Origin of the sequence: Dyadobacter sp. SG02 (genome assembly GCF_900109045.1) — a bacterium.
Classification (GTDB): Bacteria; Bacteroidota; Bacteroidia; order Cytophagales; family Spirosomataceae; genus Dyadobacter.
The window spans coordinates 217,689-243,854 of sequence record NZ_FNYL01000009.1; the positions used below are offsets into that span (position 1 = coordinate 217,689).

Genomic DNA, 26,166 nt, shown 5'->3' on the forward strand with positions numbered 1-26,166 from the left:
TGATTAGTTAAAAAATCAGTCCACGCCATTCTCTTTCAAAACTTATCAAGGCGATCGTCGGCGATAAGATCATCGTCGGCAGCAACATCGATACGCTCCGTCATAAACGCGGTTGTTTTCATCAATGCTTAATCACATGCGTATCCCGCACGCTGCTAAATGTCAGCGCCAGCAGCTTCCAATCTTTCGCATTCTTCTTGTAAACTTCCGTCACTGTAAACTCGACTTTTGCCTCAGAGCCACGAACGGTGGATTCCAGTGTAATTCGGCTCCATATGATGGCAGTGTCATCGAAAAGTTCTACCGCAACGTCATGCACATCCGCTTTCCTGTACCAAATACTTCCCGTTTTAATGATTTCCAGCTCTTCGTCCTTTTTCCAGGTTCCGCTCATATGGACGAATTTGGCTTTGTCGTCAAAGAGGGTTGCCAGCTTATCTACATTTTTGTCCGACATCCACTGCCATTTATCTTTGGAAAGCGAAATGATCTGTTGCTCCGCATTGCCGGCGTCCTGCGCCATTGAAGCATTGATGTTGAAGGTTAAAAAGCATAATCCAAGAATGGGTGCTTTTAGAAGTGACTTAAAAAATGTTTGAGTTTGCATTGGTTTGAGTAGTAAGAGTTGGTTTAATGATTCAATTTTCTTTCGCCGAGCCATTTGACCATGGCAGGATCGCGGTGATCAAAGAAGGCGCTGGTATTGGTGTCCAATGCTTTAATCGCTTCCATATCCTCGGCGGTGAGCTGAAAATCGAAAATATCGAAGTTCTCCGCCATCCTTTCTTTCCGTACCGATTTGGGAATGGCCACAACACCTCGCTGCGTCAACCAGCGCACGACTACCTGCGCGATCGTTTTGCCATATTTTCGGCCTACCGATGCAAGGAGCTCGTTTTGAAACAATCCATTCTTACCCTCTGCGAATGGCCCCCAGGACTCGATCTGCACGGTGTTTTCAATCAAAAACTGTTGCGTTTCCAGCTGCTGGTGAAACGGGTGCGTTTCAATCTGGTTGACGGCCGGTACGATCTCGTTGTGGATGATCAGGTCGATCAGCCTGTCGGGCTGAAAGTTGCTGACGCCGATCGCCCTGACTTTTCCTTCTTTATACAATTCCTCCATCGCCCTCCATTCCCCATACACATCCCCGAATGGCTGGTGTATCAGGTACAAGTCGAGGTAGTCCAGTTGCAGTTTTTTCAAAGAGGTTTCAAAGGCCTTTTTCGTATCCTCGTATCCGTTGGACTGTATCCAGAGTTTGGTCGTAATGAACAGTTCCTCTCTCTTCACCGCTGCGGCGGACCGCGCACTTTTCTTGATAGCTTTGCCCACTGCCTCCTCATTTCCATAGGAAGCGGCGGTATCGATCAGGCGGTAGCCGGTTTCGATCGCATCCAATACACTTCTTTCGCATTCCGCAGGGTCAGGCACCTGAAACACCCCGAATCCAAGGAGCGGCATTTCGACGCCGTTATTCAATTTCACTGTTTCCATGATGGTTTTTGTTTTGATGACGCAAAGTTCCGGCCTTTTACCGGGCCGCATGGTATACGGATTCCTGAATTGTCTACCAATATTCCCTGTCGGAGACCCAGTCTCCAACCGGGTTGGAAAACTGTGCCAGAAATGCACCCGCTTTATTTTTCCGCAGCTTTCTCCATCACATCCAGCCTCGCCTTTTTAGGATCGGGGCCGCCCGATGCGGAACCGTCCGGCCTGAATTCAAGGATTTCGCTCTTCCTGGGGTCGTAAACCGGCCATTTCGGCAATCCACTACCATTCGGGTTTCCGGTTTTGGCAAAATTTGCCCAATAGGTATTCATCATTTTGGCAACCTCCTTATCCCTGGGTGCGATTGAGACCCCGTTTCGCTCGATCAGGTTGTCAAATACATAGGCGATTTCGGACGCGTGCGACGCGCCGAAACGCATCCGCTGCCGCATAGCATCCGCTACATATGAGAAAAGGTAAATGTAGGCCGGGTTCCCTTTGGCGGCGAAAGCGTTGGCCGTAAACCTGGCCGGCTCCGCCCAAACCTTGTCCGTATTGACCATCGTCAGCATTTCAGCGAAGTCGGTTTTACCTTCCGGGTCATATGCAGCGATCATTTCCTTTTTGACTGGCTCGAATTGCGATAGCAACTCTTCCTTAGACCGGGCATTCACAAATCCCGCCGGAACTTCCGCGCTATTCGAGCCAATGATAAGCGGCACACGCATTTGTCTGCCGGCCTTGTAAGCTGCCTCCGCAGTTTCAACGACCAGTTTTCCGTCCAGAATAGGTCCCGGATAAATAGGAGCGCCGCCCTGGCCATTATTTTCCAGCCCGCCGTCGACAATTTCCTCCACGCTAAGTGCGCGAAGCTTTGCGAGTGCGGCTGCATCTTTACCCTCGATACCGTGTTTGGCCGCAAAGTTTATTCCAATAGTTTCGGCGGAAACAGGATAGTACCGGTCGGCATTTTCTTTGCTGATCGGCCTGCCGGTGAGGACACCATCCCGGCCACCACCCGATTCGATAATCGCTTTTTGGAAAAGGCCTTTCGCCGCCGGAATGGTCAACAGCGAATGTACTGAAACCCCGCCCGCCGACTCGCCGAAAATCGTGACATTACCCGCATCGCCGCCGAATGCCGCGATGTTCTGCTGCACCCATTTCAATGCCGCAATCTGATCCATGTATGCATAACTCCCTTTTGGTTCCTCGGGGTGCTCGGCGGTCAATGCCGGAAAAGCAAAATGCCCGAGCCGGCCAAGCCGGTAATTGAAATTGACCAATATGACGCCCTGTTTGGCAAACTGATTGCCGAAAGTTTCCGGATAAGAACTGCCGCCGCCCACAAAGCCACCGCCATAAATCCAGACCATCACCGGCAGCTTGGAGGTCGGTTTCGCAGAGGCAGGCCGCCAGATATTCAGAAATAGACAATCTTCCGAAGTGTTTTCACGAATCTTGCCGGCTTCGCGCGGCCATCCGGCCTGCGCACAATCGGCGCAGAATTTGGTCGCATCCTTCACGCCCTGCCAGGCAGGAAAAGGCTGCGGCGGTCGCCAACGCAACGCTCCGACCGGTGCAGCAGCGTATGGAATACCTTTGAAGCTTTCGACTTCCCCCTCGGCGGCCCCACGGACAGTTCCCGCGAGGGTACGAACGGTGGGCTCCTGCTGCGCCCGCAGGGGAAACGTGATAAGAAGTATGAATGCAGGCAGTAGTAATTTCATGATCTTCATCTGGTGAGCAGTTAGGATATTTCCATTTTTTAATTGCATCACAAAGTTCGCCCGCATCCCGGCACCAAATGGTATACGGATTCCCGAATTGTCTACCAATTTTCCTGATTTGTCTGGCGCAATTATCGCAGACTGTATTGAAACAGTAACTTAGCATCAGCTAAATGATACACGATCATGGAAGAGATAATCCGCTTTGACTCTGTCAGTCAATACAATGCATTTAACCAACAGGAAACCCTGCATCCCCTGGTAACGGTGATAGATCTGTCGACGGCAAATCCGAGACGCAAGACCAGCCAATACATGGGATGCTACGGCATTTTCCTCAAAGACGTCGTATGCGGGGACCTTCGGTACGGAAAGGAATACTATGATTACCAGGAAGGAACGCTCGTTTTTATGTCCCCGGGACAGATTTTTACCGTGGAGAATGACGGGGAATTGTATCAGCCCAAAGGACATGCCCTCGTATTTCACCCGGATCTGCTGTTAGGCACTTCCCTGAATGCGACCATGCACGAGTATTCGTTTTTTGGCTATCAATTAAATGAAGCGCTGCATGTCTCACGGCGCGAACGGCAGATTGTACTGGACGCCCTGGGCGCTGTCAAATACGAGCTCGAACGCGCCATCGACAAACACAGCAGAAGGCTCATCGTCTCCAATATTGAATTGCTGCTCGATCACTGCCTGCGCTTTTACGACCGGCAGTTTCTCACACGCGAAACGGTCCACAAAGGCGTGCTAAGCCGGTTTGAAGAGCTGTTGGGAAGCTATTTTATGTCGGACAAACCCAAGACGATCGGTCTGCCGACGGTGGCTTACTGTGCGGGCGAGCTCAACCTGTCACCCAAATACTTTGGCGATCTGATCAAAAAGGAAACCGGCCAATCTGCATTGGAATATATTCAGTTTAAGGTAATCGAAGTAGCGAAAGAAAAAATCTTCGACGGCAGCAAAACCATCAACGAAGTTGCCTTTGAACTGGGTTTTAAATACCCCCAACATTTCAGCCGGGTTTTCAAACAACGTGTCGGCCAGACACCCAACGAGTACCGCGTCTTCAACCATTTGAATTAGAGCATTATTACGGAGATTGTAGGTATGAGATATCAGCTAAATTCGGCCAAATTACTCCTGGGCATAGTTTGTGTTTTCACCGGCTTCATTGCCAGCGCCCAGGACAAGCCGGCTGTCACCGCTGATCAGCAAGCGATTTTCCCAAAGGGACGACCTGCACCGGAAAGCAATTTTACGGGCGCTGCTTTTGTACACCCCTTAATCGACCCGGATAGCATCTTCAACATCCCCGTCGCCAGCGTCACTTTCGAGCCGGGCGCGAGAACGCACTGGCATACGCATGCAGGCGGGCAGGGACTGATCGCGATCGACGGGATCGGCTACTACCAGGAAAAAGGCAAACCCATTCAGATACTTCGGAAGGGAGATTCGGTAAAATGTCCGCCCGACACCGAGCACTGGCACGGCGCTTCTCCCGAGGTCGGGTTTGTGCAAATCGCTGTTACGCCCAATACCGCCAGGGGCAGGGTCACCTGGCTACGGCCAGTGACCGATCAGGAGTACAGAAGCCTCAAAAAACAATGAGATCAACTGATGTATGTACCGTTAAATTTTCCAACTAAACAAAGTATTGATCAACTGCTGCCCGAGTAACAAGGCCGCAACTGATTCAGAATGAGGAACGCGGGCCGACTTTCCGGAACTATCGGTATCCCAAATGCCGGAGTGATGCCATACATGAGGATGGTCCCAGTCGGGCCGGTCGATCACCGGGTACAGGCATATGCCCACCAATGGTACCCCCCGGGTAATCACATCCGCGCATTGCGTTGCGACCATCCTGATCCACAGGGGCCTGTCTTCACCGGGATGGCTCGTTTCCGATAGCAGAATCGGCTTACCGTAACGCAGGTAGGCCGCTTCGAGCAAATTGGCCAGCGGTTGCCATCTCGGATCGGGCAGCGGATCATTCCAGTCAAGAAATGCATAGCCCCCGACGATCCATTGGTTATTGTAATAATAATTGAAACCAAGAATATCGACCAGCCCCGGATTCCCACCCAGTTCCGGACAAATCCGCCCGCAAAGCATATCCACCGATTGGAACTGCTGCTCATGCTCGGCGTCGGCAAGCAACTGTTCCTCCGGCGTAGGGTCGGTGACTGGTACCATGTTCACAAGCGGCTCGGTTGTGATTATCTTAACCAGGTCGCTGATTTCCTTCATGGCGATAGCAGCTGCGATGTAAGCCCTCATCAATGCGTATTTAACCTGCCAGCCGCTGTTGTGACAATACGGTACCGTCCCTCCGACCTCTCCTCCCAGCCAGGACAAAAAACTCACCTCGTTAATCGGTGTCACATACAATATTTCACCAGGGTTATGCCTGATGTAAAAGGTCGTGAAAGCTTTGCAAAGCGCCACAAACCGATCTGTAAACTGCGGATGGAAGGGAGTCAGGTCGTCGGGGAAGCCAAAATGGCAAATATCCCAAATCTGCTGTATCCCGCCAGCCCTTGCAGCATGGATCATTTCCAAAACATAGCTGAAATCGTAACGGAACGGCTCTTTTTCAACAACACTCCATCTGATCCCCTCTCGAACCGTCTTCAAGCCCAATGCAGAAATCCGGGCGTAGTCATCGTGAATCAGTTCCAGATGGGCGGTCATTTCCAGCATATCTACCCGGTTACCGCTGGCATTGAGCTGATCGGCGCATTCAAAACCGGCCATCCAGAAAGTTCTGAATGGCGAGGCAGATGAAAACGCCCTATTCCATTTTCCGGGTTCTTCAACTCGCATTTTTCATTTCGCCGGTTAAAACAACTTCCTTTTTCTGCGATTTGGCCGATTGCATCAATGCCAGCATGGCCGAAAAAGTATTTTGCCATGATTTATCCGACAGGAACTCATCCACGGCTTGCAGCCAATCGGGGTTAGCAAAATTGCCCAGTTCGTAGTCGATCGCCGAAATAAATTCATCAGTTCCCTGCGCAATGCTCACCAGATTCGCCTTTGAATACGGATCTATAACGTCCCGGATGCCTGATGAAACCACGGGCCGTCCCGCGGCGAGGTACTCCGGCGTTTTGGTAGGACTGATAAATTGTGTGGATTCGTTAAGCAGGAAGGGAATCAGGGCGACATTCCAGCCCGACAGGTACGCAGGTAGCTCCTGGTAGCTTTTCGAGCCCAGGTAATGAATGTTACCGGCACGCGGAAGCATTGCGGGATCGATCTTTACTACCGGACCGATCAGGATAATCTGCCAGTCGGGCCGCTTTGCAGCGATCTCCCTGATCAGATCCTGGTCAAAACGTTCATCGATCACGCCATAGAAACCCACTTTTGTACCGGTAATCCCCGCCTGGTCCCACGGTTCGGCCAATGGTCCCCTTGCCGTTTGAAAATGCTCCTTATCGATGCTGCTGGGGAACGGATGCACATTGGAATGGCTCTCTTTCTTGGCTTCGTACAGCGTAACCCCGCCCGTGAACACAATATCCGCACGGGTAAAAAGCTGTTGCTCCATAAACTTGATCCTGGCAGGCGCAAACTTAAAGGCCGAAAGCTCGTCCATACAATCATAAACTACCTGGGCCGATTTAAAGTCCCTCGAAAATTCGAAAGCCATCGGCGTGTAGTACCAAAAAATAAAATTGGAGCTATCGCGGCCTTCGAAAAATGAATGCAATAGCCCCTTCATCAGTTCAATCACCTCGTCGGGCGAACTATCTGCCGGCAAATGCGGTACGCAAAGCCAGAGGCCGGGAAGTTTGCGTTCAAACTGTATAAACGGCTTATCCGGCGCATCCAGGAAAGGCTCTTCCAGGAAATACACATTGCTGTGTTGTGCAAACCGCGTCATAAGATGTTGCGGGCGCTGAAAAACGAAATCCCACCTGAGGTGCGAAAAGCAAAGCAGGTCTTTTTGTAAGTTGATGTTCATGAGTAATCAGTGTCAAAATAAAATAGTTTGTTGTGAATTTGTCTGGCATAATCAGGCGTCAGAAGGCCTTACTTTCACGGTTTTAGCACCACTTTCACGCAATTATCTTCCTTGTTATTGAAGATTTCATACATCTTGCCGGCGTCCGCGAGAGGCACCTGATGCGTGATGATGTCATGAAGTACCACTTTTTCGTCCGTTATCAGCGAAATCAAATGGTCGATATATTTATGTACGGTTGCCTGTCCGCCTTTCATCTGAATCCCCTTGTCGAACCATTGGTGCAAAGGAAAATTATCAAACGGGGTTCCATATACGCCGACAACACTTACCACGCCTCCTCTTCGGACGGCGTCCAGGCAGTAGCGGAGCGTTTTCATCGTACCCACCTCGGCACGGACAACCCCCATTGCCTTTTCCACGAAGCTGCGATCGGCTTCCATCCCCACCGCATCCACACATACGTCCGCACCATAGCCACCTGTCATCTGACGTATCTGCTCAACCGCATCGGTTTTGGAAGAGTTAATGATCTCGACATTGGCCGCCTTCTTGGCCATTTCGAGCCGGTAGGGAAGAATATCTACGCCGATTACCCGACTTGCACCCCGGATCCAGGCCGCTTTCATGGCCATGATCCCTACCGGTCCGCAGCCAAACACTACCACTACTTCTCCTCCTTTCAGGTTGGCCCAGTCGATCGCAGCCCAGCCGGTGGGGAAAATATCGGTCAGAAATAGCACTTGTTCGTCGCTGAGGCTGTCGGGCACGACCCGTGGGCCAACGTCCGAATAGGGTACCCTCACATATTCAGCCTGGCCTCCGCTGTACCCGCCGTAAAGGTCGGTGTACCCAAAAAGACCGCCGCCCTTTCCTTTCAGCAGACCGCCTTCCGGGCCGTAATGCTCCGGGTTCGAATTCTCGCAATGCGTTTGCAGGTCCATATTACAAAAATGGCAGTGCCCGCAGGCGATCGGAAACGGGACCACTACCCTATCTCCTTTTCTCAGGTTGCTGACCCCCGCCCCCACTTCTTCGACGATCCCCATAAATTCATGCCCCAATACCAGATCGCGCGGCTGCGGGAAAAGTCCGTTATAAATATGCAGGTCCGACCCGCAAATAGCGGTGGATGTAACGCGCAGGATCGTATCCCGCGGGTTCTCGATGCGCGGGTCCGCCACGTCATCGACACTTACCTCCTTTTTACCATGAAAAACCAGGGCTTTCATATTGCTGATGTTTAGTGAAAGCGCCCATCCTGAAAATTATCGTACCCGCCCAATTCTCACATAAACACTGAGGAACAGGTGCAACTGTCGCCAAAGCCTTGACCGTTCACGAAGCGATATGAAGTTTATGCAGCTTCACGTCAGCATTTAGCAATTTCTCTTTGAACTCGCCGACATTTTTGAAAGACAATTGCGCGACACACCGGCTTTCGTAACTGACCTGAAAAGACTTTACCTCAAATGGCCAGGGCGTTACTTTAAGAGTCTGTTCATCCGACATGCTCAACTGATATTTTGTCCCGCCCGGCCCCGAACTGATTTCCATCGTCCGACCTTCCGGCTGCATTAGCCCCTGGCAAATGATCAGCGAAAACGCATCACAAAATTCCAGAAGCTCGTAACTGGCAGCTATTTCCTTGTCGGTGGTCTGGGCCTGCTTGCACCACATAAGTTCTTTTCTTTTCAGGCTTCTGCAATAGCTTTTTGCGGCTGCCTCGTTCGAATACAAAAACCGGATATGCCGGGCTGTCAAAAGACCCACAAACCGGCCTTTTGCAAAAGCCATTTCAAGCAAACGGTCGCATTGCCCACGTTCAAACTCTTTCATTTTGAAATTCCTGGGTCCGCCAGTGGCTGCATTTAATTCCGGAAACGCCAGCTCATCGCGCCCGTCGTCGTGCTCTGCGGTAGCGATCAAGGTTTCAACCCAACGCGCGGGCTGATCCGTTTTGCGCCAATGCGCACAGATTTGCGCAGCGAGCAGGCCGTGCGAGCGTTGGAGAATGATGGACCATCCCTGTTGAGTATAATTGACGATCATACAATTTGCTGTTTTTATTGCGCAGAAACGCCCGACACAGGTTCGGGACCGATTACCATTCAAAGCGCCCGCGTTCTTTGAAAGTAAAGAAAGCATGCCAGCAAAAGGATTAAGCCATGCGACGACAGCTATCGGCATGAGAATTGTACAACACTGGAATTTCAAATGGACCCGATAGATAAGATGTCAAAAGCAAAATTTAAACTAAAAGACGATGATTCGCTGGACGTACAGCTTTCCGGTGATGAAATCGAAGAAATTGTCCCGGATGCCGACATGCGGTTTAGCCTCGTCATTTTGCGGAATGGTGAAAAGCATTTCGTCGAAGGTACCGAGCAACAGATCAGGGATACGCTCTCGGGCCTGCCATCGTGAACCGTCTGACTTCCCCGATTGGCTCAGATTGCCCACCGGTCCTTCAAATTCCCGAATGCAGTAAGCTTTTTGTTTCCCGATGAAATATCAACAAAACCTCTACATGGGCACCAGCGGACTGGTGTTACCCTACAAGAACAGCGCGGCCTACCCGCCTGAATTTGAAGGACAAAGCCGGTTGCAGGTGTATGGCAGCATCTTTAATTCGATCGAGGTCAATTCCATATTTTACAAGCTCCCCAGGGCTGCTACCATCGCGCAATGGCGCGAGTCGGTGAACGATGACTTCCGGTTTACTTTTAAACTTTGGAAACAGATCACGCATAGTACCGGGCTAAATTTCGCGGCCGAAGATGTGGCCGCGTTTGTGAGGGTGATTAATGCTGCTCAGCCCAGAATCGGATGCATTCTGGTGCAATTTCCCCCTTCCGTGAAACGACCATCGTTTGAGCGCGTATCCCTGCTGTTTTCGATACTACAAGAAGAAACGGGCGGCAAATGGCCGGTAGCAGTCGAGTTCAGGAATACCTCCTGGTATGAAGAGGGCACGTATGCCCTTCTGGACAAATTCAAATTTGCGATGGTTTATCACGACAAGGCCAGTAGCCCTTCTTCGCAACCGGAACTTGCCGCAAATGTAATATACCTGCGCTTTCACGGCCCTGGCGGCAATTACAAAGGAAGCTACGATGAGGGGCTTCTTTATGAATATGCGGGTTATATCAGCCAATGGTTGAGTACAGGCAAGACCGTATATGTTTATTTTAACAATACGATGGGGGAAGCCTTGCACAATCTTCAAACTTTGGGAAAATTTCTGAACAGCGATTTTAATCTGGATTGATGCCGGCTTTAATCCATCCGCCACTTACGACGCGTTGTTGGCGCACTCTACCTCCTCAGAATTGTTTATCTTCACTCCATACAAACCCAATTCGACCAGCTTTCATTCGATTCTCCCCGTTTATCAAACTTCCAAAACAAGTTTGACTTTTTATGCCAGTTTTGATCCGGAAATCACACAATATCAACAATATGCCCGCCCGCCGCGGCAAAAAAATGTCTGCATGAATCAAACTACTACACTGACCCGGATCTGTTTGTTGTTTCTGTTTTTGCTGTCGGGAGTTCACGGCTATGCACAGACCTACTCGATTGAAACAATTCCCAATCCTAAGACAAGCAGCAGCCCGGATTACGTCAGCAACCCTGACCAAATCCTGAGTGCCGACGCAGTCACGCAGATCAACTCGATACTCAGGACTTTGGAAGATTCCACTACGGCACAAGTGGCCGTCGTATGTGTCAATTCGATCGGTGAGGCGGTTCCCAAGGATTTTGCCACAGCATTATTCAAAAAATGGGGACTGGGCTACCGGCAGAAAAACAATGGACTTCTCGTGTTGCTCGTCAATGATCAGCACCGGATAGAGATGGAAACGGGTTATGGCCTGGAAGGCATTCTACCTGACGCTGTTTGCAAAAGGATACAGGTTGAAAAAATGGTCCCACAGGCCAAGGCCGGCAATTTCGACGGTGCGGTCATCGAAGGAGCCAGAGAGATCGCACGGTTGATCAGTGAACCAGAGGCCAAAGCGGAGGTATACGACAACTCAAAATATGATCCCGGCAAGCCGCTCGAAGATTCTGGCGTATTTGTCGTTTTCCTGCTGTTCGTTCCCTGCCTGTTTGCGTTCAGGGGAATTGCGTTTTTAGCGAGAAAAAGAAACCCGGTTGCTGATCAGATCGAAAAGGCTGTGTCGCAAGCGAAAGGGCGATGGGTCCGGGCGCTGACGCTGCGTATGGTAATGCCGTTAATTCTTGGCTGGATAGTGATCGAATTGCGTGGGCCATTGTCGTTGCAGGGCTGGCAAATATTAACGATCATGTATGTCTACGCCGGTGCGGTTGCCTGGGATGGTCGCAGGAGAAGAAAAAATGCATTTGAGAAGCTCTTTTCGAACGCTACCGAACCTGAACGGTACTCCTTTCAGAAAGCGTCCGGCCTGAACAACTGGCTGAACATGGTAGTTTTTCCAATACCTTTTATCTGGCAGAAAATCCTCGATAACCAGGTACTCCATCAAATGCGGAATCATCCCCGCCAAACATCAGACGGCTTTGCACTAACCAAAATAGAAAATAAGGAGCGGGAAGCATTTCTCTCTGACTATCAGAAGGTAGAACAGGGGCTGAAAACCGTAGACTATGATGTGTGGCGGAATGAAAGCCAACATATTATGCAGATAGTGGGGTATGAAAACGTGTCCATGACGAAGTACGAACGCTGCGACAGGTGTAATTCAAAAGCCATGCACTTTACTGGAACCCGCATTGTGAAGCAAGCAACGAAAGATGAGGAAGGGAGCGGCACGAAAGACTACACCTGTAAGGCCTGCGGTCACCACCGCGAAACAGGTTACAGCATTCCGGTCATTGTCGTGACCAGTCCATCAAACACCAATTCCTCCCAAACCTATTCGTCGTCCGGCAGCAGTTCATCGAGCGGGTCGTCGGGCAGCTCGTCAAGCAGCAGTTGGGGAGGTGGATCGTCTGGCGGTGGTGGCGCGGGCAGCAGCTGGTAGCTGATCACCGTGCTGGCCGCACGCGCCAGGTTCAAAGCCGCATTATTGGCTTCAAATAACTATTTTTCAACGAGATCGCAATCCGTAACCAGGCCGTCGGAGGTCAGATGGACGATTATATAGGTGTCCGGTTGATTGGATTTCAATTGGTAGGTCACTATTTCGCTTACCTCGCTGTCATAACGTTGAATTCCCCGGCCTGCGACGTTTTCCGAATGGATAAAAGTTAATGATTTCAAAGTTTCCGGCTCCCGCATTCCTCCCGCAAAATCGCGTTTGGCCCCCGAAGTGAGGCCTGATGCTTCTTCCAATGTTTTACCCCCTTTTACCATAGCCTGCAAAGCCGCCATGATTTTGGGTGTGCGCGACGGATCAGGATCTGCATTGGTTTGATGGGCATCGGCAAGTGGCCCGATACGTGGTACTTTTCGCTCATAGCCCTGGCCTTTGTCTTTAAGTGTGAAGCCGGTCACATTTCCATTGGCGTCGGCAGTGAAGATCACAGAAACATTACGGTCGGTCGATGTAAACGTATTATCGGCGACCGGCACAAATTCTTCATCAACGAAACCATCTTCCAAAGTAAAGAGCCGCTGATCCACAGCCTCAAAAGTGACAATTCGATTATTAAATAATTCATATCGACCTTCGAAAGCCTTTAAAGTTTTGGAATTCACAGCTACCGCGGCCGGTTTAGTTTTTACAGGAAATCCCTCCCAGTGGTAATAGTCAGCGATAAAATCAACAATCCTGCCCATCATATGCGAGTTATCATTCGCATTGATCATGATCACAATGCCTTGCCCTTTGTCCACACTAGCGGTCAGTAACGCATCAAAACCCTCGTCGCGCCCATTGTGACCGAAGCGGAGCGTAGTACTGTCGCCCTGCAAAAAAACACCCAATCCATCCCTGTTTTTCTGATCTGTCAACATTTGGCGGGTCATGGACTGGGATAATACATTGCCTGATTTTCCAGCGTAAGCATTCTGAATACTGATCGCGAACCGTGCCAGATCGGACGGCGTAGTCCACAATCCCGCTGCTGCCATCTCAGGATAAATGTGCCAGCGGCCTTCCACTAAACTTCGGTTGTTGTAGTGACCGGTTGCCGTCAGTTTTGCCAGTTCCGGAGGTAAAGGTTGTTGGTAAGTACTATTTTTCATACCCAGCGGCGAAAGCACATGACTTTTCATGAATTCCGGAAAAGCAGCGCCAGTCACGTCCACCATCAGTTGTTGCATGACGGTATAACCGCCGCCCGAGTACCTCCAACGGGAGCCCGGAACAAAGTCCACGCGAACCGGTGGCGTATTGGCCGGGGCTGTCCCATCCAGAACCTGAACGACAGAAGGAATCTTCGCGCCCACAGCGTATCCCGGGAATCCGTGCACGGTAAGACCGGTCGTGTGGCTGAGTATCCCGCGCAGTGTAACCTTTTTATCATTGGTAAATTCATTATCAGGAACTTTCCAGCTTTTGAGTTTCACGTTAACATTCTCATCCAGAGAAAGTTTATTAGTTTCAACAAGATACAGAGCGCCCATAGCCGCAACCGATTTGCTCACCGAGCCTGCCTGAAACAAGGTGTTCGTCGTGACAGGCACCTTTCCATCCTTATCAATAAATCCATATGACTGCGCTTTCAGGATTTTTCCGTCCTGAATGATAGCCAGGGACAACCCGGGAATACGCCGCTTCTGCATTTGGCTCCGGATGAAATCGTCCAGATCATCCGCCTGGACGTGAAATGCAACTAATAGGTAGGAAAGAATCAGAAAGAGGCGCTGGTTTTTCATGGATGATTTGATAAGGATGTTTTCAAGGATTTCGACCAAATCTAAAAGTTTCTATCCTATTCGTCTGTTAATGACCTGTAAAAGAAGGTTAATGAAATGTAAATGGTTTGGAATCTGAAATCAGGTGAATATTAACCCGGGATTTTTTATTTTTCCCGATAGAAACAAAACATCGTCATGAAAGTCACTTCGAAAGCTGAAAGTATCCTGGCCCAGATTACGCCGCAGACTAAACTGGGCGACCTGCGTAACATTGCCAAAGGTATTAAAAAGGATCACGAGCTGGCTATGCAGCTATGGGCAACCGGCAGGTTCTTACCCAGACAACTGGCCATTCTGATCATGGACAATAAGCAACTATCACAGGAGCTGATCGATCGGCTCGGTGAAGATATGAAGACCCATCAGCTTAATGAGCGCAATCAACTTATCGACTGGTTAATGGCCAATCAACTTCTCAAAGACAAAAAAACCATTGCCCTGGTAGAAGGGTGGGAAAATAACCCGTCTGCTCTTTTAAGAAGGGTATTCTGGTACTATCAGGGACGTTTAAGATGGATGGGACAGAAACCTGCTGCTAACACTGCGGAATTGCTGGCCAGAATTGAGGCCAACATAGCCCGGGAAGAACCGGAAGTGCAATGGGCGATGAACTTCACTGCCGGATGGATTGGTATTTTTGAAAAACAGTATCGTGACCGCTGTGTCGCGCTGGGCGAGAAAACAGGCCTTTTTAAAGGCGAAAAGGTTTCAAAAGGCTGTACACCCAATTATTTGCCAGAGTTCATTGCCATTGAAAGTGGCAAACGAAATATATAAGTGAATTGCCAGACGCGGCTCACATCGCCGCTCGAAATTAAAGCGCCTGCAAGGTAGCAACGATTGCAGCGACAAAGTCCTTACTGACACCGTCTGTATCCCGAGCGGTATTTATAACACGGTATTCTCCCTGATCGTCCTTTTCAAAGATCAGGGTTTTCCCCTCAACCTGCATATGTAATTGATAGGTGTAGCCCAGCGGCACAATTGTCAATGGTACTTCCAGAACCTCCCCCAGATAATCCACAGGGAGCAAAATCGTTTCATTCATACAGCAAAACTAACCCGAAATATTAAGCGGCCTGATATAAGGACGCGAAAGTAATCATCTGGTGCGAATGTTTCCTGCCAGCGGGGAGTTTCCGTCCCATGCTGTTCGCGCGCAAATGTGTGGGCATAGTTGCGATGAGATATAATGAGACGATCATGAAAATGAATCAATGGGCTATTCGGCGTCCGCGATCGTATAGTCGAAATACAGCCGGTCAACCTTCATTCTTTGCACGAATGCCTGCCATTCGGTATCGGAAACATTGTTGGGCTTCGCGGGGACCGGCACGTCGGTCTGAAATACCCTCCCCGAACATTTTTCTTCCAGTGCCTTTTTGATAGCTGGAAGCGGATGGCGCCACGGCGGCCGGTTTTTGGTTATCGCCCAGGTATTTACGGCGGTAATCATCGCGGTGAATTCCCGCGCATATTTCCCCTGTCCCATCCAGGACAGGTTCGCATACTTGTCCTTCACCTGCCCGGAGAGTGTCGCATTATGACTGCCGTGATGGCCAGCTTTGTACAGAACGGCTCGCGATAGAATGTCCTTTGTGGTTGTTTCCTCCTGGCCCGTCCCCCATTTCATATCGGCCCAGGAAATCCAGTTCCCGCGCTGGGCATCCCCGGCAAAAAACAGCACTTTTTTTGATTTCGGTAACTCGAAAGCGAGCACCAGACTGGTATTATTGATCCCGGTGTTCAGCTTGATGGCCAGGTTTTCCGAAGAAAGCAGCCAATCATTGTCGATCCTTCTCCATTCCGCATTCTGCTCTACTTCTTTATTCTTACTATCCGCTGGTTTTGGGGAAGCGTCAATGTCGCCATAGTAGGTTTGCAGAAACGATTCTATTTTAATATTTCCGTTTTCTATGTACTGGACCTCATCGCTGAAACTGCATTGAAATCGACTGTCGAATGGCGAGCCGACATCAATAGGATCGGCATTGACCGCCGCCATGAACGATCCGCTCTGCTGGCGGGCGAGGTTATTGGGAAATGATTCATTGCCTACCGGGTCTTCGTCGGCGAGCAGCGTTTCGCTCTGGGGCGGCCCGAGTACGTATACTTTCACAGGATCGGCAGCGGACCCTATTTTTTCCAGGTCGCCGGGGCGGAGGAATTCTACGCCGTTGTTTGCCAGGGCCTTGTCCTTCACGAGTTTCATGCTCTGCTTGTTGTCCGATTGGGCAGGGTCGGCGGCGGCACCCAGTATTCCGGCTGCGAACTTTTCTTCATGTCCCCCTATTTCCAGGCTTAACAGCTCGTCCAGCCGTTCCACTGCGGAATGATCGGCGCCAAAGGTTAATGACAATTTATTCCGTGCGCCGACAAGCCCCAACAGCTGGTCACGATGCTTTTTTCTGAGTTTGTTGGCAAGTTCGTCCGACGGGTCTTCGGTCCAGGCAAACCACGCCTTATCAATGGTAAAATTCTCGAAAAAAGGATTCGTTTCCTTCCAGATTCCGTTCAAATGGTCCTGGTGCTCGTGCGTTACGATGAAAAGATCAAGATGACTATCGGTGGACAGGGCGATATGGTCGACGATCTCCCGGATGGAAGGACCATTCGCAAATGCCCCCGATTCATCCTTGTGAATGAAATTCTGCGAACCGGGCTTATACCCGCAGTCGATTACCACATAGAACGGCCGATCCGAATTTTCCTGGTCAAATGCCAGCAGAAAACAATCGCCGTGGCCTTGCCGGTACATGCGCACCGTAACACTGCCGCTGGGAGGAATTAAGAGATTTTCCATCGTCAATTGGATTGATGCATGTGTAGTAATGCGAATGGTTCTTCGAAATCAGAGGAAAAGCCCGACCTCATGCTTAATGCTATTCCTGCATCGAAAGCATTTCCCGAACTTCCCGAATCCCCGCAGAGGAATTTACGGACACGTTCCAACTCATCATCATCCGATATAGTACCCGCCGTGCGGATAATTCTCCGGACCTCTTGCGACGTGGTATCTATCATAATGGTGCAGCCCGAGCGGTAAATGAAGTCACCATGCTGGTCTGATTGAAAAACAACGCCGGGCTCATCCATTCTTTTCTGCTCCTCAGGATCGAAATACCCTCTTCTCCGTTGCGTTATTTCAATCACCAGGTCGGTTTGCAACGCTCCCCGCAAAGTACGCCGGAGAGTGGGCCGGGCTGAATGTATTTCAACGGCCGGTTCGATACTGCCATCCGGCGATTTTGTCCTGTACACGGTCGGCGGAGCGAGAAAGGCCTGATTGTCTGTGATCAGACCAAACAATTCCGCGTAGCCTTGCCCGAAATGGTCGCCGCGCATTAGCCACGTCCACAATTTCGCCCGCAATAGGCTTAATGACTCCCATACAGCCAGCCGGTCACTTTCAAGTCCCCAGTTATTGGTGTGGGATAACAGATTGTCTTTCAAATATCCTTTATATTTTCCTTCCTCATGTAGCCGGTTATATTTTGCAAGAAGGTCGTGCATTTTCTCCTCGCCACTGGGCCATGCGAGCGACTCTACGCCCAGGCTTCTGATTCCCCCCGGATAAATGCCCCATTCTCTGAAACTTTGAATGAAGGCAACCCTGTAACTTCCCTCGTCAGCCGGTGCAAAGTCGAGATCGGCGGTTATCACCGCCCGCAGATAGTTCCCGAAAGTAATGTCGACAGGCGGGCAATAATCGATGCCCCTGATGCACATCTGGAGTACGCGATCGGCACATTTGGATGCCTCCGCAGCGAGCCGCTTCGTCAGGTCAGGATGCAGTTCACCCTGGAATGCCGATGCATTATTACCGGCCGCTATTCTGAAAAGATCGGAAGTGCGAGCCCGGTAAATAACGAGAAAAGCGCGGAATATAGCTGCTACCAGGATAGCTCCGCGGTCGTGCGGCTCGAAAATGCCGGACAATACGTGCGGGTCGGGCTTGCGCATTTCCCACTCGCCGGTACTCTCGTTTATGCCGCCCAGCGCATCACGTAATGCAGCGCCACGTCCTGTCGCTTTGCCGAATTGCTGGGCAAGCTGGCCCAGCAGGCTCTCGGATTCGAGATCGCCCCGCGTCCGGCTGATCTGATGTTCCAGCACGGATGGGTAGGAAAAATGCTGAAAAAGGGCGACAATATCCGAAAATGCCTCATGAAACGCCAGTACGTCCGGATTGGTGGGCTCGTTGAAACGAGGATGCACACCGTCCAGCAGCGCGTGTGTGACCTCGTGGGCAATAATATCGTGCGACAGGCAAGTAAATACAACCGTGCCCGGCGTATTATGTTTATCCTGAAACGTAACGGGAAAATAGCCGAACAGAATGGCCTTTTTCGAAGGGCTGTAATAGGCATTCCTGTCACGGATCGCATGCGGGTAAAGCCGCAGCCTTCTTACAAAATAATCTTTCATCTCACCCGATTCAACGGTGACCTTGTCCGTCCAGAAGGCGACCCTGCCCAGTGCGCGTTCGAATTGGTTGATCGTAGTCATCGCCACCGCATACACCATTTGCTGGTGAAACTGAGGGTTCGATTCAGAGGGCGCCACCCCGTCCAGTGCGAGGAGGTTGGGATCGTTCAGGTCGACGGGAAAGTACCCTGTATTACTGGCGGGATCATAGTCGATCACCTCAAGATACTCACCGATAGGTCCCGGGCGAAGGTTTTTCTCCCAAACGACCGGTATGGTGATCTCGTTAATGCCGGCCGTTTCCAGATAGCTGGAAAGACTGGGGTCGAAAGTAAAGATCCTGAGCCTTCTAAATGCAGGTGGCGGGCTGAGAAGTTTCATTGAGGTCGCTGGCGTTTTAGATGATAGTAATGCCTTCCGAAGCAAGACCCCTCATTTTGCGGAAAAGAAAGCTACAAAAAACCGGAGGTAAACACCTGACCGATAACTAAATAGGAAGACAACTATAAGCATTCGCAGATCGATGCCTACTGGCGGGCAAAACCACTCAGCGCCGAATCTGTGAGTGTTGCCTGGTCGGTGTCGGAAGAATTGCAGTTCAATGCTGATGTGTAAATTGTCCTTATCCTGCCGCCGTTCGATAACTATTTTTTGCCATACTACTTCGCATTCGTCCAACCTGCAAATTGGTCCCTCTTTTTGCGGACATCTGTCGCCTTCCCAAAGCTATCTCGCTAATATCCAAAAAATTAGAAAAACAGAGGCTGCCTGCTCCTCACTCCCGATGGTGGCCAAACCCAGCCTCAGTTACCAGTACGGGCGATTGCCTAGACAAAGCACATATATTGTACAAATCATAGAATAAAGTATTACCCCATCCGACAACCTAAAAGTTTAGTTTTGCTATGAAGTTATTTGTGGAGAAAATCAATTCACAGATCATAAATCGCTACTCTCTATGTAGAATTAATTAAATCACTACCCAACAGAATTTAATGCAACAATATAATTTATTGCATTATCGAAAAATATCAAAAATATATTTCGTCTTTTTTAGTTAACAAATATTTTTATTTTGTTAAACTATCCTTTACCTTCCACAATATTTCAGTATCGAAACTCCTCATTCCTGCCTTCATGAACTCAACTTTTACAAGCTTGAATAAGTTATTGCCTTTTATTCGTGTTACAGGGTTAGCGATACTAAGTACTCACTATTCCTGCGTATCATCCAATAAAATTGTATATTTCCAAGGAGACACCCTTAGTTATTCGGCTGGTCGGGTTACGCAGACCTATATCCCTACCATACAGAAAAATGACATGCTGTCCGTGATCGTCGGTAGCTTGAGTGCCGAGGCTAACGAGATATTCAATGCTGCCAATACACGCACTTCTACCAGCATGAGTTACGGCAGCTCCGGAGCACCATCATTACAACCTTTCGGCTATCTGGTACATAACGACGGCTGCATCGAGCTGCCTCTTATCGGCAAGGTATCCGTCGAAGGGCTGGAAACCGAAGCGGCGGCAGATACATTGCGCACACGCCTGAACCGCTACCTGAAGGAACCGTCCGTAACGATACATAATCTGAATTTTAAGGTTTCGGTGCTGGGCGAGGTGAACCGGCCGGCGGTTTACAACATTCCGCATGAAAAGATCACATTGCCCGAGGTGCTCAGCCTTGCTGGCGACCTTACCATTTACGGCCGACGCGAGAATGTGCTGATTGTCCGCGAAGAAAACGGGCAGCGCGAATACGTGCGCATCAACCTTACGTCCCGCGACATTTTTAATTCACCCTACTATTACATGCATAAAAATGACCTGGTTTACATCGAACCTACGAAAGCCAAAATGAATGCAAACAACCGTGGTTTTCAGGTGGTACCGATCGTACTGGGAGTTGTAACAGCACTTTCCATCATATTGTTCAGATTCATTTAGCCCTTTTCCGTGACTTAACCGCACATTATAAATCACACAAATATGGATTATAAAAACTCTACCCATTCCTCCGGTTATGTAACACAGGGCAAATTCGACCTGAAAGGCTACCTGCGCCGGTATCTGCAATACTGGTATCTCTTCCTGTTGCTGATCCCGCTTTCCCTCGCAGGGGCATATTTCTACCTGATGACTACACAGGCCGTTTTCCTTTCCAAAACAACGCTCCTGATCAAGGATAACAAGGCCGAAATGGGCGCCAGCGAACCCATTATGAAAGAAATGGCGCAATTCGGTGGGAACAAAGTACTGGAAAACGAGATAGGAATTCTGAAATCACAGTTGCTCATGGGAATGGTTGTCAAACAGCTGAACCTGGACATCTCCTATCAGGTTAAGGATGGCCTGCGGATCATTGATCTTTATCATAAAAACCCGCTGACGGTCAAACCAGCGATCATTACCGAATACGCCCTCGCCCACCCGCTGACCGTTCACGTCGCCGGCCCCGGGCATTTCCGGGTCGGGAATAACAATACAAGATACCGTTATGGAACCCAGGTAAGGACCGAATGGGGACTGTTCGCTGTCGAGAAGAGCGAGGGGGCCGCTTACAAGGATATCGAAATTCATTTTCATGATCAGCAGGCATTGACATCGAGTTTGCTGGGCAGGCTAAACGTAGGTTTGCTCTATCCGCAAAGCACCTTGCTGGAACTGACCTTTGAAGACACTTCCGTCCTCCGGGCGAAGGATGTGCTGAACAAACTGCTCGACGTATATGTACAATCGTCACTGAATGACAAGAACAGTGAGGCCTCCAATACACTCAAATTTATCGAAAGCCGCCTCGGCCTGATTACCGGAGAACTGGGCGAGGTCGAAAAGGATGTGGAGTCCTATAAAAAATCAAAAGGGCTGACCGATATCAGCGCCGAATCACAGCTTTTTCTTGAAAATATAAAGGAAAACGATAGCAAACTGAACGAGATCAATACGCAAATCAAGGTACTGGAAAGCGTCGACCAATACATCCGGAATTCGACCGGAGGTATCCCCGCTCCTGCCACGTACATGGTCGATGACCCCATCCTGGTTTCATTGCTCAACAAGTTCAACGAGCTCGACCTGCAACGGGAAAGATACGCCAGGACGACCCAGGCAGAGAATCCGCTGCTCGCGACCATCACGACCCAGATGGAGCAGACCCGTCAGGCGATCAGGGAGAATGTCCATAACCTCCGTCGGGGAATGGACGCTACCAAAGAAAACCTGGAAGGCATTAATACCCGGTTTTCGTCCGGGCTGAGCAGCATTCCGAAAAAGGAAAGAGAATATGTGGGCATTAAAAGACAACAGACGATTAAGGAGAACCTGTATCTCTACCTGCTGCAAAAAAGGGAAGAAACCGCCCTCGCCTATGCTTCAACGGTAACCGACAGCAGGCTGATCGACGCGCCCGTTTCGTCGTACTTCCCGATAAAGCCACGGCGTTCCGTCATCTGGCTGGGCTGCGGGCTTGCCGGGATGGTGCTTCCTATACTGCTGATCAACCTTATTTTCATGCTCAACAGCACCGTTCAAAACCGCGAAGAAGTGGAAGGCATTACCCACGCTGCGATACTGGCCGAGATCGGGATGATGAAGGGAACAAAGGGGCGGGCCGATTCGGAGGCCATTATCAAAGTCACCAGCCGGAGCGCGGTCGCGGAACAGTTCCGGGCACTTCGTACCAACCTGCAATACATCGGTAACGGCAATTGCCACACCATTATGCTTACCTCTTCCATCAGTAATGAAGGCAAAAGTTTTATCAGTATTAACCTGGCTGTGAGTCTTGCCTCTGCCGACAAGCGGGTGATTCTCCTCGGTATGGATCTGCGGAAACCTTCGCTGCACAACCGCCTGGATATTTCCAACAAGAAGGGAATTTCCAACTATATGATCGGGCAGAAAAACCTGGACGAGCTCATTCAGCCCAGCGGCGTGCACCCCATGTTCGACGTGATGTCCTGCGGGCCTTTACCACCTAACCCTTCCGAACTACTGAGCAATGGCCGGCTGCCGGAACTGCTCGCCGACCTTCGAAAAAAATATGACTATGTCCTGATAGACTCGCCACCTTACGGGCTTGTGACGGACGCCGCGCTGATCTCGGAATATGTCGATGCCACATTGTATGTAGTGCGGTTTAACTATACCCTTCGCGACCATTTGAAACACATCAGGGAATTGCAGGCCAACAAGCGTTTCGCGAATCTGAATTTGGTCTACAACGGCGTAAATTATGCATTTGGCTATGGCTACGTATACGGTTATGGCGGAAACGCCTACGGATACCACACCGAAGACAGTCAGGGAAGGCTATCGGCATTTAACAACACATTAAAGAGATTGGCAGGAATGTTATGATTCCGATGTGCTGCGCGACCGGGGGGTAGCGTCAAGAGTAAAGTCCGCAAGGCGGTGATCCCGCCCCTGAAAATGTGTGACGGTGTAAATCGTTGGAAATGCATTGACCAGGGCTGGTTGACGATGAAGGGAGATTTGTACGGCTGGCATAAACCGCGAATCAGGCAATGAAAAAAAGCTCGGAGCCAATACGGGCCGACACGGTTTACAGCAGAGCGGCGAGATTGGGAAAAATGATCGCAATCACCGGGGGAACCCAGGCGGCTGTTCAGGCAATGGGGTTGATCACCGGAATCCTGATCATCCGGCTGCTACCCATGAAAGAGTATGCCTATTACACCATCGCAAATACAGTTTTGGGAACGGTAACCCTGTTGGCCGACAGTGGGATCAACAATGCGATCATGTCACAGGGGGGGCCTGTGTGGCAGGATAGCAGGAAACTGGGTAAGGTACTTGTAACGGGGCTCGCGCTGAGGCGTAAATTTGCCATCATCAGTATGGGTTTCTCGTTACCGGTATTGCTGTTCCTCCTGATACACCAGGGAGCCGGCTGGCCGGCGGCGTTACTGATCACAGCGACGCTCCTGCCGGCTTTCATGGCGAGCTTGTCAGACTCCATTCTCGAAATTCCGGGAAGGCTGCATCAGGATTTGCGGTTCCTTCAGATAAACCAGCTTATGGTCGGTGTCGGAAGGTTCTTATTAAGTGCATTATCGCTGCTTGCATTCCCATGGACATTCATTTCACTGCTCGCCAACGGGATTCCAAGAATTTACGGAAATGTCAAACTCAGGCAACATGCAGAACGACTCGCCGATTTCAACCAGGTTTCAGACCCGGTCGTGCACGAAAAGATGGTCAAAATGGTCAGGCGGATCATTCCGCTTACGTTGTACTACGCCTATTCCGGCCAGATCGTCATTTGGCTGGTATCTGTTTCAGGAACCGCGTTCGCAGTGGCCCAGATCGGAGCGCTGGGCCGGATTTCGACGGTTCTGAATTTTTTCAGCATCCTGTTTTCGATGATGGTCATCCCGCGGTTTGCGAGGCTGCCCGCCAATCGTAATGCATTGATGTTGACGTATTTACGGATCATCACAGGACTCTCGTTGCTTTCGGCCCTGATCGTCGTCATAGCCTGGCTGTTCTCGCCGATAATCCTGTCGATGCTCGGGCGGGAATATGCTAACCTGGAAACGGCACTGGTGCTAAACATGGCAGGCAGTTCGGTTGCTTTGATCAGCGGTGCGCTCTATGGGATGTATTCCAGCCGCGGATGGACCATTCAACCGTTCTATTCGATTGGTGTAAACCTGCTGAGCGTAGTGGCAGGGATTGCTTTCATTGATGTGTCGTCGCTCAGAGGCGTATTGATTTTCAACATGGTGGTCGCTTGTACGCAGCTAGCCGTCAATGCGGCATTCTGTGCGGTCAGGATCGCCGGGATACCCGCAGCAAAAACCGGTTAGGCATTGTAATTAACAGCTATGGTAATCATTTCTTTGGCAGCATCCCTGAGTTTGTTTGCACTTTACAACCTCTGTCTTTGTGCATTCCCGCCCGTCGCATACAGGCGTCACGACCCTGTTGAGCGGTGTGAGGAATTTGTTTACGGTAGTCGGAAGCATGAAGCGGTTTTGGTAGGCTCCGGTCTGCTGGGCCAGCTCGAAAGCGGCTTGTCACAAGGGTTTTTCAACCTGTGTTTCCCCTATTTTGGAAGTACCACAGGAGTAGAAATCATTGTTTTATCCCAAAAAAAACCGGACTGGATTTTTATCGAAGCCAACTACATTTTTAAAGAAACCGACAAGAATCTGATCGTAAAACTCTTTACCGGTCCCTGGCGGAAAATCAAACGTTTTGTACCCGCTTTTCGAAAAAAGAACCGCCCCGTCGCCTTACTCCGAAACGCTTTGGGATACCTGAAAAAAACAAAGAAAACAACCCCGGCGCGGCTGGCGGACGGCGACGAACTGGAAAGGTTTATCCGGATTTACAACCAACCGCCGGACCTGGCCCGTCTGGAAGACCATCTTGAAAAATTTAAAACCAACCTGAATACCATGCGTTCGCGAGGCTGCCGGATCGCATTCTTTGAAATGCCGGTACATGAATCCCTCCGGCATTCGAGGCTTTTTGAATGGCAGAGACAAAGGCTGAATGAAATTTTTGCACGCGAGCCCTACCACTGGATTACCGGCGGGCAGCAAAACGAGTACCAAACGATAGACGGGATACACCTGACCGAGGAAAGCGCGGCCAGATACACCGGCTACCTGATGCAAGAAGTAAGGACATTGCTCACGTAACTTGAAAAAGAATGACTTCCGCTGTTTGCACCCTCTTCGAAGGCCATTACCATTACGGAGTGGCGGCGCTGGTCAACTCGCTGTACCGGAACGGGTTCCGGGGGCACATATATGCCGGGTACAAGGGAGAACTTCCTTCCTGGGCGGGTGTGCGCCGCGAGCCGCTGTTCGGATGGGAAAACTGCACTACTTACCAGGCGGCAAACGATCTTCAGGTCCATTTCCTGCCCGTGATTACAAAATTCCATCTGACCAACTACAAACCCGATTTCGTGATTGAACTGATGACCCGGCTGGAAGGAAAAATCCGGGGAATTTACTATTTCGATCCCGATATCGTCGTCAAATGCCGATGGTCCTTTTACGAAGAATGGCTTACCCTTGGCGTGCCGCTGGTACACGAAATCACCAATAATGACATGCCGGCGACGCACCCGGTCAGAACGATGTGGCGCGAACTGATCAGCCGCAATAACCTCGAAGTAACCAATCACATCCAGTCGTACATCAATGCCGGCTTTTGGGGGATCAGCGGGGAAAACATGGAATTTGCCTATCTGTACAAGAAGTTTGTGGAGATATCGGTTAACGAGTTTCACATGGACCTCAACGATTTCACTTTCGATCTCGACCGGACCAACCTCTTCTTCGCCAAAGACCAGGATGCATTGAATATCGCCGCCATGTGCAGCCGCGTTCCGCTCAGCGAATACGGACCGGAGGCAATGGATTTTATCCACGGCGGCAAAGTCATGTCGCACGCCACCGGCAATCCCAAACCCTGGAAAAAGAATTACCTGTTCAGCTTTCTGAAAGGCAGCCCGCCCTCGCTTTCCGATCGTGCATACTGGAATTATGCCAATCAGACCATTCGGCTCTATACCGGCCTGTACTTGACGAGGAAACAGATAGCGCTCAAAATAGCCAGTTTCCTGGGAAGGTTTTATAAAAAATACTGATCCGAAGCTATGAAACGACTTTTATCCGAACTCAGAATATACCTGT

At 50.2% G+C, this 26,166-nt stretch carries 22 protein-coding genes; 11 read left to right on the plus strand and 11 right to left on the minus strand.

The genetic code is table 11. From position 1 onward, the window contains the following. Positions 1–121: 121 nt before the first annotated feature. From BMW93_RS21695 to BMW93_RS21705, 3 genes are all read right to left on the minus strand, one after another. Complete coding sequence (locus BMW93_RS21695) at positions 122–523, minus strand: nuclear transport factor 2 family protein (RefSeq protein WP_090381232.1); 402 nt, start codon at positions 521–523, stop codon at positions 122–124. 107 nt (positions 524–630) lie between these two features. Next, complete coding sequence (locus BMW93_RS21700) at positions 631–1,497, minus strand: aldo/keto reductase (protein WP_090381511.1); 867 nt, start codon at positions 1,495–1,497, stop codon at positions 631–633. 143 nt (positions 1,498–1,640) lie between these two features. Next, positions 1,641–3,224: a carboxylesterase/lipase family protein gene (locus tag BMW93_RS21705; protein ID WP_090381513.1), complete on the minus strand. Its 1,584-nt coding sequence runs from the start codon at positions 3,222–3,224 to the stop codon at positions 1,641–1,643. A 186-nt stretch (positions 3,225–3,410) separates the two neighbouring features. On the opposite strand from BMW93_RS21705, the gene BMW93_RS21710 reads away from it, so the two are divergent. Both BMW93_RS21710 and BMW93_RS21715 read left to right on the plus strand, forming a co-directional pair. Next, positions 3,411–4,316, plus strand: coding sequence for an AraC family transcriptional regulator (locus BMW93_RS21710; RefSeq protein WP_090381235.1), 906 nt, complete (start codon positions 3,411–3,413; stop codon positions 4,314–4,316). A 24-nt stretch (positions 4,317–4,340) separates the two neighbouring features. Further along, on the plus strand, positions 4,341–4,841 hold the full coding sequence (locus BMW93_RS21715) for a cupin domain-containing protein (protein ID WP_090381236.1): 501 nt from the start codon (positions 4,341–4,343) through the stop codon (positions 4,839–4,841). Between the two features lie 21 nt (positions 4,842–4,862). Here the strand turns inward: BMW93_RS21715 and BMW93_RS21720 are convergent, their stop codons facing one another. From BMW93_RS21720 to BMW93_RS21735, 4 genes are all read right to left on the minus strand, one after another. Further along, a complete protein-coding gene (locus BMW93_RS21720) occupies positions 4,863–6,059 on the minus strand; it encodes an amine oxidase (protein WP_229240667.1) in 1,197 nt (398 codons plus the stop codon). After that, complete coding sequence (locus tag BMW93_RS21725) at positions 6,049–7,206, minus strand: glycosyltransferase family 1 protein (protein WP_090381238.1); 1,158 nt, start codon at positions 7,204–7,206, stop codon at positions 6,049–6,051. The genes BMW93_RS21720 and BMW93_RS21725 overlap by 11 nt, the downstream gene beginning before the upstream one ends. A 74-nt stretch (positions 7,207–7,280) precedes the next feature. Continuing rightward, positions 7,281–8,438, minus strand: a complete 1,158-nt coding sequence (locus BMW93_RS21730) for an alcohol dehydrogenase catalytic domain-containing protein (RefSeq protein ID WP_090381240.1) — start codon at positions 8,436–8,438, stop codon at positions 7,281–7,283. Between the two features lie 106 nt (positions 8,439–8,544). Beyond that, positions 8,545–9,258 (minus strand): DUF3891 family protein, encoded by a 714-nt coding sequence (locus BMW93_RS21735; protein WP_177194165.1) that lies wholly within the window; start codon positions 9,256–9,258, stop codon positions 8,545–8,547. A 183-nt stretch (positions 9,259–9,441) separates the two neighbouring features. Here BMW93_RS21735 and BMW93_RS21740 point away from each other — a divergent pair, with 183 nt between their 5' ends. From BMW93_RS21740 to BMW93_RS21750, 3 genes are all read left to right on the plus strand, one after another. Beyond that, a complete protein-coding gene (locus BMW93_RS21740; protein WP_090381247.1) occupies positions 9,442–9,633 on the plus strand; it encodes a hypothetical protein in 192 nt (63 codons plus the stop codon). 79 nt (positions 9,634–9,712) lie between these two features. Further along, the gene (locus tag BMW93_RS21745) at positions 9,713–10,477 is read left to right on the plus strand and encodes a DUF72 domain-containing protein (protein ID WP_229240669.1); all 765 of its coding nucleotides are present in this window, start codon (positions 9,713–9,715) and stop codon (positions 10,475–10,477) included. A 223-nt stretch (positions 10,478–10,700) separates the two neighbouring features. After that, complete coding sequence (locus BMW93_RS21750) at positions 10,701–12,218, plus strand: YgcG family protein (protein ID WP_143061700.1); 1,518 nt, start codon at positions 10,701–10,703, stop codon at positions 12,216–12,218. 59 nt (positions 12,219–12,277) lie between these two features. Here the strand turns inward: BMW93_RS21750 and BMW93_RS21755 are convergent, their stop codons facing one another. Continuing rightward, positions 12,278–14,017: a serine hydrolase gene (locus BMW93_RS21755; RefSeq protein WP_143061701.1), complete on the minus strand. Its 1,740-nt coding sequence runs from the start codon at positions 14,015–14,017 to the stop codon at positions 12,278–12,280. A 177-nt stretch (positions 14,018–14,194) separates the two neighbouring features. On the opposite strand from BMW93_RS21755, the gene BMW93_RS21760 reads away from it, so the two are divergent. Further along, the gene (locus tag BMW93_RS21760; RefSeq protein WP_090381253.1) at positions 14,195–14,836 is read left to right on the plus strand and encodes a DNA alkylation repair protein; all 642 of its coding nucleotides are present in this window, start codon (positions 14,195–14,197) and stop codon (positions 14,834–14,836) included. 37 nt (positions 14,837–14,873) lie between these two features. Here the strand turns inward: BMW93_RS21760 and BMW93_RS21765 are convergent, their stop codons facing one another. From BMW93_RS21765 to BMW93_RS21775, 3 genes are all read right to left on the minus strand, one after another. Beyond that, on the minus strand, positions 14,874–15,107 hold the full coding sequence (locus BMW93_RS21765) for a hypothetical protein (RefSeq protein WP_090381255.1): 234 nt from the start codon (positions 15,105–15,107) through the stop codon (positions 14,874–14,876). 174 nt (positions 15,108–15,281) lie between these two features. Beyond that, positions 15,282–16,862, minus strand: a complete 1,581-nt coding sequence (locus BMW93_RS21770) for a hypothetical protein (RefSeq protein WP_090381258.1) — start codon at positions 16,860–16,862, stop codon at positions 15,282–15,284. Positions 16,863–16,864: 2 nt separating this feature from the next. Beyond that, the gene (locus BMW93_RS21775) at positions 16,865–18,868 is read right to left on the minus strand and encodes a hypothetical protein (RefSeq protein ID WP_090381263.1); all 2,004 of its coding nucleotides are present in this window, start codon (positions 18,866–18,868) and stop codon (positions 16,865–16,867) included. 756 nt (positions 18,869–19,624) lie between these two features. Between BMW93_RS21775 and BMW93_RS21780 the strand changes: the two genes are divergently transcribed. From BMW93_RS21780 to BMW93_RS21800, 5 genes are all read left to right on the plus strand, one after another. Continuing rightward, positions 19,625–20,437, plus strand: a complete 813-nt coding sequence (locus BMW93_RS21780; RefSeq protein ID WP_090381266.1) for a polysaccharide biosynthesis/export family protein — start codon at positions 19,625–19,627, stop codon at positions 20,435–20,437. Positions 20,438–20,479: 42 nt separating this feature from the next. Continuing rightward, positions 20,480–22,849 (plus strand): tyrosine-protein kinase, encoded by a 2,370-nt coding sequence (locus BMW93_RS21785; RefSeq protein WP_090381268.1) that lies wholly within the window; start codon positions 20,480–20,482, stop codon positions 22,847–22,849. Between the two features lie 167 nt (positions 22,850–23,016). Further along, positions 23,017–24,321, plus strand: a complete 1,305-nt coding sequence (locus BMW93_RS21790) for a lipopolysaccharide biosynthesis protein (protein ID WP_090381272.1) — start codon at positions 23,017–23,019, stop codon at positions 24,319–24,321. A gap of 18 nt (positions 24,322–24,339) precedes the next feature. After that, a complete protein-coding gene (locus BMW93_RS21795; RefSeq protein ID WP_090381273.1) occupies positions 24,340–25,161 on the plus strand; it encodes a hypothetical protein in 822 nt (273 codons plus the stop codon). Between the two features lie 11 nt (positions 25,162–25,172). Further along, on the plus strand, positions 25,173–26,120 hold the full coding sequence (locus BMW93_RS21800) for a hypothetical protein (protein ID WP_090381275.1): 948 nt from the start codon (positions 25,173–25,175) through the stop codon (positions 26,118–26,120). The last annotated feature ends 46 nt before the right edge of the window (positions 26,121–26,166 follow it).

What these genes read in the sequence shown, in the direction of transcription:
- BMW93_RS21745 (WP_229240669.1), top strand. Translation starts at nt 9,713, where the DNA reads ATGAAATATCAACAAAACCTCTACATGGGCACCAGCGGACTGGTGTTA.
- BMW93_RS21735 (WP_177194165.1), bottom strand. Translation starts at nt 9,258, where the DNA reads ATGATCGTCAATTATACTCAACAGGGATGGTCCATCATTCTCCAACGC.
- BMW93_RS21730 (WP_090381240.1), bottom strand. Translation starts at nt 8,438, where the DNA reads ATGAAAGCCCTGGTTTTTCATGGTAAAAAGGAGGTAAGTGTCGATGAC.
- BMW93_RS21705 (WP_090381513.1), bottom strand. Translation starts at nt 3,224, where the DNA reads ATGAAATTACTACTGCCTGCATTCATACTTCTTATCACGTTTCCCCTG.
- BMW93_RS21800 (WP_090381275.1), top strand. Translation starts at nt 25,173, where the DNA reads ATGACTTCCGCTGTTTGCACCCTCTTCGAAGGCCATTACCATTACGGA.
- BMW93_RS21785 (WP_090381268.1), top strand. Translation starts at nt 20,480, where the DNA reads ATGGATTATAAAAACTCTACCCATTCCTCCGGTTATGTAACACAGGGC.
- BMW93_RS21720 (WP_229240667.1), bottom strand. Translation starts at nt 6,059, where the DNA reads ATGCGAGTTGAAGAACCCGGAAAATGGAATAGGGCGTTTTCATCTGCC.
- BMW93_RS21780 (WP_090381266.1), top strand. Translation starts at nt 19,625, where the DNA reads ATGAACTCAACTTTTACAAGCTTGAATAAGTTATTGCCTTTTATTCGT.
- BMW93_RS21795 (WP_090381273.1), top strand. Translation starts at nt 24,340, where the DNA reads ATGGTAATCATTTCTTTGGCAGCATCCCTGAGTTTGTTTGCACTTTAC.
- BMW93_RS21775 (WP_090381263.1), bottom strand. Translation starts at nt 18,868, where the DNA reads ATGAAACTTCTCAGCCCGCCACCTGCATTTAGAAGGCTCAGGATCTTT.
- BMW93_RS21750 (WP_143061700.1), top strand. Translation starts at nt 10,701, where the DNA reads ATGAATCAAACTACTACACTGACCCGGATCTGTTTGTTGTTTCTGTTT.
- BMW93_RS21700 (WP_090381511.1), bottom strand. Translation starts at nt 1,497, where the DNA reads ATGGAAACAGTGAAATTGAATAACGGCGTCGAAATGCCGCTCCTTGGA.
- BMW93_RS21755 (WP_143061701.1), bottom strand. Translation starts at nt 14,017, where the DNA reads ATGAAAAACCAGCGCCTCTTTCTGATTCTTTCCTACCTATTAGTTGCA.
- BMW93_RS21765 (WP_090381255.1), bottom strand. Translation starts at nt 15,107, where the DNA reads ATGAATGAAACGATTTTGCTCCCTGTGGATTATCTGGGGGAGGTTCTG.
- BMW93_RS21710 (WP_090381235.1), top strand. Translation starts at nt 3,411, where the DNA reads ATGGAAGAGATAATCCGCTTTGACTCTGTCAGTCAATACAATGCATTT.
- BMW93_RS21740 (WP_090381247.1), top strand. Translation starts at nt 9,442, where the DNA reads ATGTCAAAAGCAAAATTTAAACTAAAAGACGATGATTCGCTGGACGTA.
- BMW93_RS21695 (WP_090381232.1), bottom strand. Translation starts at nt 523, where the DNA reads ATGGCGCAGGACGCCGGCAATGCGGAGCAACAGATCATTTCGCTTTCC.
- BMW93_RS21760 (WP_090381253.1), top strand. Translation starts at nt 14,195, where the DNA reads ATGAAAGTCACTTCGAAAGCTGAAAGTATCCTGGCCCAGATTACGCCG.
- BMW93_RS21715 (WP_090381236.1), top strand. Translation starts at nt 4,341, where the DNA reads ATGAGATATCAGCTAAATTCGGCCAAATTACTCCTGGGCATAGTTTGT.
- BMW93_RS21725 (WP_090381238.1), bottom strand. Translation starts at nt 7,206, where the DNA reads ATGAACATCAACTTACAAAAAGACCTGCTTTGCTTTTCGCACCTCAGG.
- BMW93_RS21770 (WP_090381258.1), bottom strand. Translation starts at nt 16,862, where the DNA reads ATGGAAAATCTCTTAATTCCTCCCAGCGGCAGTGTTACGGTGCGCATG.
- BMW93_RS21790 (WP_090381272.1), top strand. Translation starts at nt 23,017, where the DNA reads ATGAAAAAAAGCTCGGAGCCAATACGGGCCGACACGGTTTACAGCAGA.